Below are 13020 nucleotides of genomic sequence, written 5' to 3'. Positions count from 1 at the left end.
CTAGAATCTCTATAATCTAACAAAAAGATGAGGGATCTAGATGATATATTGGTTATTACTACTCGTAACAATTATATTTGAAGTCGCTGGAACGGTCGCAATGAAGTTATCAAATGGTTTAACGAAGTTTGTTCCAAGTGTATTCATCTTTGTATGTTATGGCATTTGTTTTAGCGTTTTTGCCATTGTTGTAAAAAAGATTCATTTAAGTATTGCTTACGCAATCTGGTCCGGTTTAGGCACATTATGTATTACAATCATTAGCTTTTGCTTTTTTAAAGAACATATTAGCTTGTTTCAAGCGTTTTGCATTCTGTTCATTGTATTAGGTGTAATCGGATTAAAGGTTTCATCAGCAACATAAAAGCTGTCTTCCGATTTTTGGAAGACAGCTTTTATGTTGTATTAAAACGCCCAATTCCCTTTACGGAAGATAGGCTCATGTTTCCCATCAGCTGTAATACCATCGATATCAAGATCAGCTGAACCAATCATGAAGTCTTCGTGTGTAATGCTAGCATTTGCTCCGTTTGCTGCAAGCTCCTCTTTCGTCATTGTTTTTCCGCCCTCTAAGTTAAATGCATAAGCATTTCCAATTGCTAAATGACAAGAGGCATTTTCATCAAATAGTGTATTGTAGAATAGAATATTTGTATTTGAAATCGGTGAATCATGCGGCACTAAGGCAACTTCCCCTAAGAAATGAGAGCCTTCATCTGTTTCAATTAAATGTTTTAACGCTTCTTCGCCAACGTCTGCTTTATAGTCAACGATGCGACCATTTTCAAAAGTGAGTGTAAAGTTATCAATAATATTTCCGGAAAACACAAATGGTTTTGTGTTCGAAACATAGCCGTTCACACCTGTCTTTAATGGCATAGTAAAGACTTCTTCTGTTGGGATATTAGCCATAAACGGTACATTTTTTTCATTTAAGCTACCAGCGCCAGCCCAAACGTGTTTTTCTGGAAGTTCAATTGTTAAATCTGTTCCAGGGCCTGTGTAGTGAAGTGCTTTATAGTGTTTTTCATTTAAGTAGTCGACTTTTTTATGTAATGTTTCATCATGCTTTTTCCATGCTTCAACTGGGTTTTCAAGATTTGTACGAGTCGCTTGGAAAATAGCATCCCACAGCTTTGCTTCTTGTTGCTCGGGCGATACATCAGGGAATACTTTTGCAGCCCATTCTTTTGTAGGAACAGAGATGACGCACCAGCTTACTTTATCAGCTTGTACATAATCGCGATATACCTTCATCGCTTCTCCAGCAACTTTATGAGCAGTTGCAATTTTTGTTGCATCTACACCTTTTAATAAGTCAGGATTCTCTGCATAAATAGACATAAATGCCGCACCTTCTTTTGCTAATTCTTCACGTGCACGCGCTTTCCAAGCAGGAAATTCAGAGAACGCTTCATCTGGAGCTAAATCAAACTTTAAGCGTGTTAACACTTCATCATTCCAATCTACATATACATGCTTTGCACCAGATTTATATGCTTTTTCTGTAACGAGACGTACAAATGGAGCAGCTTCAAGTGGAGCATTAATCGATAACGTTTGACCAGGTTGAATGTTTACGCCAACATTTACTGCAAGTGCAGCATATTTCTCTAAGTTCTGTTCAAATGACATATATATAATCTCCTTTATTCGAAATGTTTATTATATACATAATACAGGAAAAATTCAAAAATATAAATAGAATACATCTGTTATTGAGCTTTTATGTCTACTTACTTAATAGACGCAGCAAATTGCTCTACCGTAGTTGTGTGGTGGACGCGAACACGTTTCATTTTTAACAATTCGTCCGCTTCACCTTTTGTAATGAATTGTCCTGGTTTAGTTGTTGTAGCAAACTGATAATATTTTTTCGTTTCTGCAACAACTTGATCATTTACATGTCCAAACGGATAGGCAATAGCGATCACAGGCTTTCCAGTAATCTTTTCAAGCTTTTCTTTCGATCCTTTTAATTCTTCTTCATAGTTTGTGATTTTTGGTAGGTCAGCATGTGTCGCTGTATGAGATTGGACAGAGAAAATACCAGAGTTCACCATCTCTTTTATTTCATCAGCCGATAAGGCACCTTCAACACCGACATTATCAACAATCATATATTCGGTTGCAGTCGGTTTAAAAGTAGCATCCTTTAATTGTTGCAGAATGCGGAATGCATTCATATTATTTTTCATCCCATCATCAAGTGTTACAAATATCGGTTTATTCACTTTATTAATCTCGTTCCATCGTTCAAATGTTAATAACGTATACCCGTTGTCTTTTAAATATTTCATTTGTGCTTCAAAGTTAGCAGGTGATACAAATAAGTCTTTAATTCCTTGACCGTGATAATCATCGATAGCATGATACATTAAGATAGGAACATGTTGCTGGAATGTAATGGTAGATGGTGTAAGAGGGATGCGTTTGCCGTCTTCTTTCACACCAAATGCTTCAATTTGGTATTCACCGCGTTTTCCTTCAAACTCGTTTACATGAAAAGGAATTACAAATTGATTGTCTTTTTCTTTAGAAGCGAAAGGTTTTGCGCTCTCTTTCCCGTCTGCTGTTCGCCAAATTTTATATTGTACTTCTGTGAAAGAATCTTTTACATCTGTCACACGAATTGATGTATTCATAGATTCATATGTAATAGGATCAGAAACAATCTTTCCTTGCGGTTTTACAAGCTCGTCTTGTTTTTTTACTTGCTTTTGAACCTGTTTCTCTTGTTTTGGTTCATTACTTACATTGCTAGTGTTACAGCCCGCTAGAATAGCAGATGTGCATAAAGCAATAGCGATATATTTTTTCATAACGATCACCTTCTATTGTGTAGTATGTTGCCTATTTACATTGAAATACCCACCCCTATAAGAGTGGTGGGTTTATACCCTTGTTCATCATATCATTTGAGGAAAATTAGTGGTTGTGAATCGACCTACTTTTTCTTTTTTTATTGAAGGAAATGCTTACATAAGCTGCTACAAAAAGGACAGGTAGAATGAATACATACATTGGAATTCCTAATATATAGTAGCTTTTTAAACTGAAAAACAGTACATGTAAAAAATCAAAAAGAATATGAGCCTTCATTATAATCCCTCATCTCATTTTTACAAATTATAACATTTTAGGAAGGGTAATAAATATTAGGAAATAAGAATTAAGCTAAATTTAAAGTAAGCGAAATCAAAAAGTCTCTATGATACGACTCGTATCATAGAGACTTTTTGTTAAATAAATAATCCAGCGATGGTAGCGGATAAAATAGAAGCAAGTGTTGATGCAAATAGCATTTTCCAACCAAATTTAGAAACAACACTTCCTTGTTTTTCAGAAAGAGCACGAATGGTACCAACGATTGCACCAATTTGGCTAATACTTGCGAAGCTAATTAAGAATACTGTAACGATTCCAATTGTACGTGGAGATAATGTTTTCGCAATTTCTTTTAAATCAAGAATTGCTACAAATTCATTTAAGGCGATTTTCGTTCCCATAATGCCGCCAGCTGGGATAATTTCATGAACTGGAATCCCCATTAGGAAAGCAAATGGGGCTAGAATATAACCAAAAATTTGTTGTAGTGTAATTGTATGTCCCATTGCACCTGAAGCGGAGGTAATTACGTAGTTTACAACTTCCATTACACCAATGAAGGCGATCATTAATGCAGCAACGATACCAGCTACTTTTAAGCCGTCTAATGCACCATTAATCATTGCACCAATGAAGCTATCACCAAATAAGCTTCGATCAAACTTTTGAACAGTTTCTTCTTCGCGTTTTGTATCAACGGGTGTTAATAAAGAACAAACAATTAAGCTTGAGAATAAGTTCAATGGAAGAGCAGCTAATACATATTTCGCATCTAGCATCATCACGTATGATGCGGTAACAGAAGCTGAAACAGAGCTCATCGCTGAACAACAAATGATGAACATACGGTTTTTATTAAAGTGTTTTAAGTCATTTTTAATTACGATTAAAGCTTCACTTGAACCGAAAAATACAGAATTTACGGCATGGAAGGACTCGACGCGTGGTAAACCAGTAACTTTTGAAATAGCACCACCTACAACGCGAACAATAAATGGTAAAACGCCTAAATAACTAAAAATAGAAAGTAGTGCCGAGAAAAAGACAATAATTAATAGTACGTTTAAGAAAAAGACAAAATCTCGTTGAATTCCATTAAAAAGAAAATCAACACCTGTTGTACCAAGTTTAATGAGTTTGTTGAAGACTTTACTAATTAAAATAATGATTTGTTGACCAACCTTTGTGGCAAACATAAACCAACCAATAAAAATTTGAAAAACAATCATAATAGCAATTGCACGAAAGTTAATTTTACTTTTGTTGTTTGATAAAGCAAAGCATAAACCTAACACGGCGAGGATGCCGATAATGCTTATTACATATTGCATGTAATTGCCCCTTTCACAAGTTCTTATAAAGTTTTTACATAAAACATTAGTTATATAACTAATAAATAAAGGATTAAAAAGTTTTATGTCATACGTAAGATGTCCGACCTGTTAAAAGTGAAAATAAAAAAAGACTCATAATAGATTCACTTTCATCTATGAGAGAAAGCTAATCAATATAAGTCTTCCTATAAGCTAATATTCATTAGTTTTCCCCATAGTCCGGCAATTATTGGTTGCCAGGTAGAAACTCTCGATCCATATTATCGAGGATATATGAGGTAACACCGTCCGTATTAAATTATTAGTAGCGTAACATTAATAGAGAAGTGTCGTCAATAGCTTTTTTTCTTCCAATAGAAAAAGACTATGTAAGTATGATAAAATGTAACGCAGTGTTATGAAAAAGAGAGGTCGGAAAATGAGTAATAAAATGACGCCACCAGTTGAAAAAAACGAGTTTATAGATGTAGTATTTGAAGATTTAACCCATGATGGTGCCGGTGTTGCGAAAGTGGACGGATATCCCATTTTCGTCAAAAACGGATTACCAGGTGAAAAAGCGCAAATTAAAATTATTAAAGTAAAAAAGAATTTCGCATTTGGCCGCTTAATGAAGCTTTACACAGAAAGTCCATATCGTAAAGAGGCAGAGTGCCCGGTTTACAACCAATGCGGTGGTTGCCAGCTTCAGCACGTAACGTATGAAGGACAGTTAGCAGCGAAGCAAAAGCAAGTACGTGATGTCATGCAGCGTATTGGAGGTCTTCATGACGTGCCAGTTCACCCTGTTCTCGGTATGGAAAATCCGTGGGTGTATCGCAACAAAGCACAAGTGCCAATTGGAGAACGTGAAGGCGGACTAGTAGCGGGTTTTTACCGTCAAGGGACGCATGATATTATCAATATGGAAACGTGCTTAATTCAAGCGGAAGAGAACGATACATTAATTCAAGAAGTGAAACGCATTTGTGAAACGCATGGCATTCGTGCGTACAATGAAGAACGTCATAAAGGCACACTTCGCCACGTAATGGCAAGATATGGACACGTAACAGGGGAAATTATGCTTGTTTTCATCACGCGCACGGCAGAACTTCCAAATAAAAAGGCGATAATCGAAGAAATTACAGCGAAATTCCCAAATGTAAAATCAATTGTTCAAAACGTAAACACGAAACGTACAAATGTTATTTTTGGAGAGACAACAACAGTTCTATATGGATCAGAATATATTTATGACTTTATCGGTGATATTCAATTTGCGATTTCAGCGCGTTCGTTCTATCAAGTAAACCCAGAGCAAACGAAAGTGCTATACGATAAAGCATTAGAATATGCACAACTAGACGGAAATGAAACAGTTATTGATGCGTACTGCGGAATCGGATCCATTTCTCTATTCTTAGCGCAAAAAGCGAAAAAAGTATATGGCGTTGAAATTGTGCCAGAAGCAATCGAAGACGCAAAGCGAAACGCAGAACTCAACAACATGACAAATGCAGAATTTGCAGTTGGAGAAGCGGAAGTTGTCATTCCAAACTGGTACAAAGAAGGCGTAATCGCCGACACAATCGTCGTCGACCCTCCGCGCAAAGGTTGCGATGAAGCATTACTAAATACAATCATCGACATGAAACCAAAGCGCGTCGTATACGTATCATGTAACCCAGCAACACTTGCACGCGACTTAAAAGTACTAGAAGAAGGCGGGTATAAAACACAAGAAGTACAGCCTGTTGATATGTTCCCGCATACGACTCACGTGGAGTGTGTAGCTTGGCTTAAGTTGGTATAATAAAAAAGCAGTTGATATAGAAAAAATCTATACCATCTGCTTTTTGGTTTATAAATATTGCTGATTTTTAAAAATAATAAATGTTCAAATGTACTGGTGTTTGATAATAAGCGATTGTAACATTTGACTTTAGACTTTTTTAATTGAGAGGATTTGAGTTTGACATGATAGATAATTTTTGGCGTGATTTACCACGACCATTTTTTGTACTTGCACCAATGGAAGATGTGACAGATGTTGTTTTTCGTCACGTAGTAAGTGAAGCCGGTCGACCGGATGTATTTTTCACGGAGTTTACAAACTCGGATAGCTATTGTCATCCAGAGGGTATGAAAAGTGTGCGTGGCCGTTTGATTTTTACAGAAGATGAACAGCCAATAGTGGCGCATATTTGGGGAGATAATCCCGAATATTTCCGTCAAATGAGTATTGGCATGGCAGAACTAGGGTTTAAAGGAATCGATATTAATATGGGCTGTCCTGTACCGAATGTAGCTTCGAGAGGAAAAGGTAGTGGCCTTATTCTGCGTCCAGACGTCGCAGCAGAACTTATTCAAGCAGCAAAAGCAGGCGGACTACCTGTCAGCGTAAAAACACGACTTGGCTTTAAGGAAGTAAATGAGTGGGAGGAGTGGTTAACGCATATTTTCAAACAGGATATTGCGAACCTTTCTATTCATTTACGTACAAGAGAAGAAATGAGCCAAGTGGCTGCTCATTGGGAGTTAATTCCAGAAATCAAAAAATTACGTGACCGTATCGCACCAAATACGCTCCTAACAATCAATGGAGACATTCCTGACCGTCAAACCGGGCTACAGCTTGCTGAAAAATACGGCATTGATGGTGTGATGATCGGGCGAGGTATTTTTAAAAATCCGTTTGCGTTTGAAAAAGAGCCAAGAGAACATAGCAGTAAAGAACACCTTGATCTTTTAAGACTACAGCTTGATCTTCAAGATCAATATGCGGAAGTACTACCACGTTCCATCACAGGACTTCATCGCTTTTTCAAAATTTATGTTAAAGGATTCCATGGAGCTGCTGAATTAAGAAATCAATTGATGAGCACGAAATCAACAGATGAAGTGCGTGCATTGCTTGATAAATTTGAACAGAGATGAAGGAATGAAAAAGCAGGGGCTTTCTAGCTCCTGCTTTTTGTCGTTATATGTCGCGAAATCGATATCCTTTGTCGAATAGTCGATAAGTTGTGTCTAAGCGCCGATATAATGAAAATATCGCCGATAAATAGGGGAGAAGCGCCGATATAATTTCATGTACTTGTCAGCTCGATCCTCTATGAATGTAGCAGAATTCTTTATCGTATATAATAAAAGTATCATTTCTCAATAGGAGTAAATAAATGAACGAACAATATTACGACGCAGTGTTAAATATAAAGACTGTAGGGGAGCAAAAAGGATTTAATAAGTCTATGCATTATCATCGCTATGAACCAACGCCATATAGTGGTTTAGATGAGTTATTGAATCAATACGAAATCAAAAGTAGTGATCGAGTTGTAGATTTTGGGTGCGGCAAAGGGCGATTGAACTTTTATATGCATCATAAGTGCGGTGCTTCGGCAGTTGGGATTGAAATGAATGAAGTGTTCTATAAAGAAGCAGTGGAAAATCGTGATCGTTATGCAAAAAAATCGAAAAATAGTAAGGGTAAAATTGAGTTTCAATGTTGCTTAGCACAAGAATATAAGATTGACATGCGTGATAATCGTTTTTATTTCTTTAACCCGTTTTCGGTACAAGTGTTTATGAATGTTGTAAATAACATATTACTTTCGGTGGAGGAAGTAGAGAGAAGTGTAGATATTATTTTATATTATCCGTCCGAGGATTATATCTTTTTCCTAGAGAATCAGACAGCTTTTGAGCTGGAGACGGAAGTAAGGTTACCGGGAGCTTATGAGAAGAATGGGAATGAAAGGTTTTTAGTTTATAGATTAGCATGATAAAGAAAGCAGGTGCCAAAGGCACCTGCTTTTGTAAAAACTTGATTAGTTACGGATTAAGTAATCAAAAGCACCTAAAGCTGCAGTTGCTCCTGAACCCATAGAAATAATAATTTGTTTGTACGGATTATTTGTACAGTCACCTGCAGCAAACACTCCTGGTACGTTTGTAGCACCGTGTTTATCAATTACGATTTCACCGCGAACACGTTCAACAGTGTCTCCTAACCAGTCTGTGTTTGGTACAAGACCGATTTGAACGAATACACCTTGAAGTTCGATATGATGAACTTCTTCTGTTTCACGATCGATGTAAGAAATGCCGTTTACTGTGTCGGTACCAGTAATTTCTTTTGTTTGAACATTTTTCAGAACAGTTACGTTAGGTAAGCTGTAAAGTCGTTCTTGCAGTACAGCATCAGCTTTTAATTCTGGCATGAATTCAAGAACAGTTACGTGTTTTACGATACCTGCTAAGTCGATTGCTGCTTCAATACCAGAGTTACCGCCGCCGATAACTGCTACGTGTTTTCCAGCAAATAGTGGACCGTCACAGTGAGGGCAGTATGCGACACCTTTGTTTTTGAACTCAGCTTCACCTGGTACGCCAACATTACGCCAGCGAGCACCTGTTGAAATGATTACACTCTTACTTTTTAGAACAGCACCATTTTCAAGTTCCACTTCAATAAGTTCTTTCTTCTCTAGGCGTTTTGCACGTTGTAATTTCATTACATCGATATCGTAATCTTTTACGTGCTCTTCAAGGCTTGCTACTAGCTTAGGACCTTCGGTGCGTTTTACGCTAATGAAGTTTTCAATACCTAGTGTATCCATTACTTGACCGCCAAAGCGTTCCGCAACGATACCTGTGCGGATGCCTTTACGTGCTGCATAAATTGCTGCACTTGCACCAGCTGGGCCACCGCCAACAACAAGAACATCGTATGGATCTTTATCAGAGAATTCTGATGCATCAGGACCGTTACCCATTTTAGCTAAAATTTCTTCAAGTGTCATACGACCGCTTCCGAAAGGTTCGCCATTTAAGTAAACAGTTGGTACTGCCATGATATCTTTGCTTTCTACTTCTTCTTTGAATGCAGCGCCGTCAATCATAGTATGTGTAATACCAGGATTTAGAACGCTCATTACGTTAAGAGCTTGAACAACATCAGGACAGTTGTGACAGCTTAAGCTGATATAAGATTCAAAATGATATTCACCTTGAATATTTTTTATTTGATCAATTACTTTTTGTTCAACTTTTGGAGCACGTCCACTTACTTGAAGTAATGCTAACACTAATGAAGTAAATTCGTGTCCTAAAGGAATACCAGCGAACGTTATGCCAGTTTCTTCGCCGATACGATTCACACTAAAGCTTGGTGTTCTCTCAAGTTGCGCTTTTTCGACTTTAATCTTAGATGACATAGCAGTTAATTCATCAACTAGAGCTAACATATCTTTAGAAACATCATCGTCTCCTGTGCTAACTTTAAGTAAGATGTCGCTTTCCATTAGTTGAAGGTATTGGGATAGTTGTGCTTTTATATCTGCATCTAGTATCATTTTGATCGCTCTCCTTAGATTTTACCTACAAGGTCAAGGCTTGGTTTAAGTGTTTTAGCTCCTTCTTTCCATTTCGCTGGGCAAACTTCGCCTGGGTTGTTACGAACGTATTGTGCTGCTTTAATTTTGTTAATAAGGATGCTTGCATCGCGACCAATACCGTCAGCATTGATTTCTACAGATTGGATAATGCCATCTGGATCGATGATGAATGTAGCGCGAGCTGCAAGTCCTTCTTCTTCCACTAACACGTCGAAGTTGCTAGTGATTGTGCGAGTTGGGTCACCAATCATAATGTATTCGATTTTACCAATCGTTTCTGAGCTATCATGCCATGCTTTATGTGTGAAGTGAGTATCTGTAGATACAGAGTATACTTCAACACCTAGTTCTTTAAGAGCTGCATATTGATTTTGTAAGTCTTCAAGTTCAGTTGGGCAAACAAATGTGAAGTCTGCTGGGTAGAAGCAAACTACGCTCCATTTTCCTTTTAAACTTTCGTCAGTAACTTGGATGAATTCTCCATTATGATAAGCATTTGCTTTAAATGGTTTTACTTCTGTGCCGATTAATAACATATCACATTTCCTCCTAATTATAAGTTTTGAGCAACATAAACTAGTGTGCTCAGAAAATAAAGTTCTTAATTAACAATAATAATTCTAATTCGATATTAATTATCATATAAAATCTGTTATCTTGTCAAGAGAAATGTATAACTTTATTGAAATTAATTATCAATTACTTTTGGAATATAAAGTTCTTTCTCTTAACGTAACTATGCTAGTAGTAAAATGGAATGTTTCTGTTAACTTTATTATAGTAAAAAGAATGAAAAATAACCTTAATTAGAATTTGAATATTGTTTGAAATTTCACGCCATTTTTGTATGACGGAAGATTTATATAATCGTGCTATTTTGCGAACGTTTCCTGACCTTACAGAAGATATAACGATTTTTATGGCAAATACGCTATTGTTAACATCTGATATGGTTATGAATCATAAAAATAAGAAAGAATTTGTCAAACATTATATGAATCCTGAGCCATTTACAGATTATCATAAACGTAATGAACTTATTTTATATGTAATTGATAAAGCTTTTATTTCAAGTAAAGTATTGAGTTTTTTATAATAAATAAATTATTTATAAAAAATATTGTACAAGGACAAGAAACTCTAAACTATTTAGACAAGAAAGTCTAAACGGAATTTTTATAGATTTACAGAATTATATTCATTTAATCTTGTGTAAAAAGACATGAAAATGGGTACTTTTTATAAAGGGATTGCTTCAGTTATATATAATTTAAATATATTAAAGAATTATTCATTCTTCTCTATTTACCTATACTATTATCTATATCGATTTATTAATATATTTTTATTTATTTCTGGTGAATAATAAGAATTAAATCAACTTGAAAGAAATCGTTTAAAAAAACTCACAAATTCTTCAAAAGGTCTATATATTTTTGAAGTACTTTAAAATGTTATCTCGAACTTTTTGACACATTGTTTTTTATAGAAATTACCCCACTTCAAAAGGTGTATCTTTTGGAATGAAAAAGAAAAATCAAATTTAGTGTCCTCTTCCATACAAAATAGATTATTCATTGAATATTAATTATTTTATTCTCTAGTTTTCGTTTCTTCTATTGCTTCAATTACATATTGTGGTTCTAGTGCAAAAACTTTAATAGACGTGTAAGTAATCTCTAAAACTTGGACATACGGAATCTATTACTCTAGAAAAGATATGTGATTGGTCTGGGAAAGGAACATGTATTCAAATATATGTATTATCAGCTGATAATATTTTGTTAACGATACAACCTCAGTTTTCAAAATTTGGTAGAAATGATGGGGAAACGGGTTTTATCCATTTCTCATTCAACGATTATGCGTTAGGTTCATCAGTATGGTTCTGAATTGGACAAAAGAATCCGTCGTCACCTCAAACAAACAAGTGACTCTTGGGGAGTCGATAAAACATATATCAAATTAAAAGGTTAATGAATCTATTTATATTGATTTTTTTCTAAATAAAACAAGAGGCCAGAAGGCTACAAAGCGCTTTTTCAAGAAAGCTTTGAGGTCTTTTCATGTTTCAAAGCCACGTGTTATAACAGTCGATAAGAACCCAGCTTATCTTATAGCAATTGAACAGTTGAAAAAAGAAAAAAGCATACCTGATGGTATGCAACTTAGACAACAAAAGCACTTGAATAAAATAGTAGAATAAGATCATCGTTTTATAACGAAGCGATGATATTGTTCTATGCTAGGAATTAAATGTTTTGACACAACTACATCCATTCTTCCTAGAGTAGAAGCCATGCATATGATTAAAAAAGAACAGCTTGATTTACGGGACCAGTCTGTCCAAAACCAGAAAAAATTCATTCATCAATTGTTTGGACTTGCAGCATAAGATACGATTCCGTTAGGAATCTATGCGTTTTATTCTCTTTTATTTTTGTACCAGAACCGATTTTATTACTCAGTTTTCTTGTTTTGCTGTATCCACAGCACTGTTTTTTCTACGTCTATTTCTGAAGAAGGTTTATTTCCATATCGGATGGATTCATAAATAGGAATGATATCCCTGGTTCTACAAATTCTATATAACCATTGCTGTATGGACTCGTGAGAACGTCGTTTTTCATGTAATTGCAAGGTTTGTTCCCATTCAATCAATTTTATTCGCACCGGATCAGTGGGAAGTTGATTTAATGGTTTATTAATAATCCCTCCTTTTTTTTCTGTATTAATTTTTTGATTGCTTGTATGATATGTTTTTGGGTGTTTCCTTTTTTTGCGGATTTGTTTTCTAACATATTTATAAATAAAACAAACGATAATTAGAATACAAATGAGATAAAAAACTACAGTAATCCATGAATTGCTAAGTAGTAAAATTATAGAATTCAAGAAATTTTTTTCTTCTGCTATTTTTATTTTTCGATTGGTGTGCGTCTTTTGCTCAGTATCAATATATTCGACTTCATCCATAGGTGTTTCAGGAAGGTCAGTTTCTTTAAATTCCCTTATTGTCTCTTTATACTCTTTCTTGGGTGATTTCTTAAAATATTGTTCTTTAATCACTTTTTGTATGTGCACAACACTAGTGGACATAGTTATCGCACCAATTGAGAAAAAAATAATTATCAAAAATCTTGCACACCACAAGCCAATCTGTATATGCCCTTTACTATTGAACATGACATAAATCC

The 13020-nt window shown here is 35.5% G+C and carries 11 protein-coding genes, 1 pseudogene and 1 riboswitch; of the genes and pseudogenes, 6 read left to right on the top strand and 6 right to left on the bottom strand.

The annotated features are described in order from the left end of the window. Positions 1-40 precede the first annotated feature (40 nt). Positions 41-364 carry a DMT family transporter gene (locus tag MR059_RS13695; RefSeq protein WP_011983428.1) on the top strand — a complete coding sequence of 108 codons (324 nt, stop codon included), beginning with the start codon at positions 41-43 and terminating at the stop codon, positions 362-364. A 41-nt stretch (positions 365-405) separates the two neighbouring features. On the opposite strand, the gene MR059_RS13690 is transcribed toward MR059_RS13695, so the two are convergent. The 3 genes from MR059_RS13690 to MR059_RS13680 all read right to left on the bottom strand — a co-directional run bounded on the left by MR059_RS13690 (position 406) and on the right by MR059_RS13680 (position 4439). Then, positions 406-1635, bottom strand: coding sequence for an aminopeptidase (locus MR059_RS13690; protein ID WP_011983429.1), 1230 nt, complete (start codon positions 1633-1635; stop codon positions 406-408). Between the two features lie 101 nt (positions 1636-1736). Then, a complete protein-coding gene (locus tag MR059_RS13685) occupies positions 1737-2822 on the bottom strand; it encodes a polysaccharide deacetylase family protein (protein ID WP_011983430.1) in 1086 nt (361 codons plus the stop codon). A 420-nt stretch (positions 2823-3242) separates the two neighbouring features. Next, positions 3243-4439 (bottom strand): NupC/NupG family nucleoside CNT transporter, encoded by a 1197-nt coding sequence (locus MR059_RS13680; protein WP_011983431.1) that lies wholly within the window; start codon positions 4437-4439, stop codon positions 3243-3245. A 198-nt stretch (positions 4440-4637) separates the two neighbouring features. Then, positions 4638-4739: riboswitch (purine riboswitch) on the bottom strand. A 121-nt stretch (positions 4740-4860) separates the two neighbouring features. Between MR059_RS13680 and rlmD the strand changes: the two genes are divergently transcribed. The 3 genes from rlmD to MR059_RS13665 all read left to right on the top strand — a co-directional run bounded on the left by rlmD (position 4861) and on the right by MR059_RS13665 (position 8209). After that, positions 4861-6237 carry a 23S rRNA (uracil(1939)-C(5))-methyltransferase RlmD gene (gene rlmD, locus MR059_RS13675; RefSeq protein ID WP_011983432.1) on the top strand — a complete coding sequence of 459 codons (1377 nt, stop codon included), beginning with the start codon at positions 4861-4863 and terminating at the stop codon, positions 6235-6237. A 164-nt stretch (positions 6238-6401) separates the two neighbouring features. Next, positions 6402-7361, top strand: coding sequence for a tRNA dihydrouridine synthase (locus MR059_RS13670; RefSeq protein WP_011983433.1), 960 nt, complete (start codon positions 6402-6404; stop codon positions 7359-7361). Between the two features lie 242 nt (positions 7362-7603). Further along, the gene (locus MR059_RS13665) at positions 7604-8209 is read left to right on the top strand and encodes an SAM-dependent methyltransferase (protein ID WP_011983434.1); all 606 of its coding nucleotides are present in this window, start codon (positions 7604-7606) and stop codon (positions 8207-8209) included. 45 nt (positions 8210-8254) lie between these two features. Here MR059_RS13665 and ahpF read toward each other — a convergent pair whose 3' ends face one another. Next, the gene (gene ahpF, locus MR059_RS13660) at positions 8255-9781 is read right to left on the bottom strand and encodes an alkyl hydroperoxide reductase subunit F (RefSeq protein ID WP_011983435.1); all 1527 of its coding nucleotides are present in this window, start codon (positions 9779-9781) and stop codon (positions 8255-8257) included. 14 nt (positions 9782-9795) lie between these two features. After that, complete coding sequence (ahpC, locus tag MR059_RS13655; RefSeq protein WP_011983436.1) at positions 9796-10359, bottom strand: alkyl hydroperoxide reductase subunit C; 564 nt, start codon at positions 10357-10359, stop codon at positions 9796-9798. A 284-nt stretch (positions 10360-10643) separates the two neighbouring features. Between ahpC and MR059_RS13650 the strand changes: the two genes are divergently transcribed. After that, entirely contained in the window at positions 10644-10919 is a 276-nt protein-coding gene (locus MR059_RS13650) for a hypothetical protein (protein WP_210351908.1), read from the top strand. Between the two features lie 635 nt (positions 10920-11554). After that, positions 11555-12218, top strand: a pseudogene (locus MR059_RS13645) (IS6 family transposase). 65 nt (positions 12219-12283) lie between these two features. On the opposite strand, the gene MR059_RS13640 reads toward MR059_RS13645, so the two are convergent. Next, the gene (locus MR059_RS13640) at positions 12284-13009 is read right to left on the bottom strand and encodes a hypothetical protein (protein ID WP_011983438.1); all 726 of its coding nucleotides are present in this window, start codon (positions 13007-13009) and stop codon (positions 12284-12286) included. Positions 13010-13020 lie beyond the last annotated feature (11 nt).

It is taken from the genome of Bacillus cereus group sp. BfR-BA-01522 (assembly GCF_022662635.1).
Lineage (GTDB): Bacteria > Bacillota > Bacilli > Bacillales > Bacillaceae_G > Bacillus_A > Bacillus_A cytotoxicus.
This window is presented reverse-complemented; position numbering and strand designations above follow the sequence as displayed.

Excerpts from the sequence above, each read along its gene's own strand:
- MR059_RS13695 (WP_011983428.1), top strand. The coding sequence starts at position 41 with ATGATATATTGGTTATTACTACTCGTAACAATTATATTTGAAGTCGCT.
- MR059_RS13690 (WP_011983429.1), bottom strand. The coding sequence starts at position 1,635 with ATGTCATTTGAACAGAACTTAGAGAAATATGCTGCACTTGCAGTAAAT.
- MR059_RS13685 (WP_011983430.1), bottom strand. The coding sequence starts at position 2,822 with ATGAAAAAATATATCGCTATTGCTTTATGCACATCTGCTATTCTAGCG.
- MR059_RS13680 (WP_011983431.1), bottom strand. The coding sequence starts at position 4,439 with ATGCAATATGTAATAAGCATTATCGGCATCCTCGCCGTGTTAGGTTTA.
- rlmD (WP_011983432.1), top strand. The coding sequence starts at position 4,861 with ATGAGTAATAAAATGACGCCACCAGTTGAAAAAAACGAGTTTATAGAT.
- MR059_RS13670 (WP_011983433.1), top strand. The coding sequence starts at position 6,402 with ATGATAGATAATTTTTGGCGTGATTTACCACGACCATTTTTTGTACTT.
- MR059_RS13665 (WP_011983434.1), top strand. The coding sequence starts at position 7,604 with ATGAACGAACAATATTACGACGCAGTGTTAAATATAAAGACTGTAGGG.
- ahpF (WP_011983435.1), bottom strand. The coding sequence starts at position 9,781 with ATGATACTAGATGCAGATATAAAAGCACAACTATCCCAATACCTTCAA.
- ahpC (WP_011983436.1), bottom strand. The coding sequence starts at position 10,359 with ATGTTATTAATCGGCACAGAAGTAAAACCATTTAAAGCAAATGCTTAT.
- MR059_RS13640 (WP_011983438.1), bottom strand. The coding sequence starts at position 13,009 with ATGTTCAATAGTAAAGGGCATATACAGATTGGCTTGTGGTGTGCAAGA.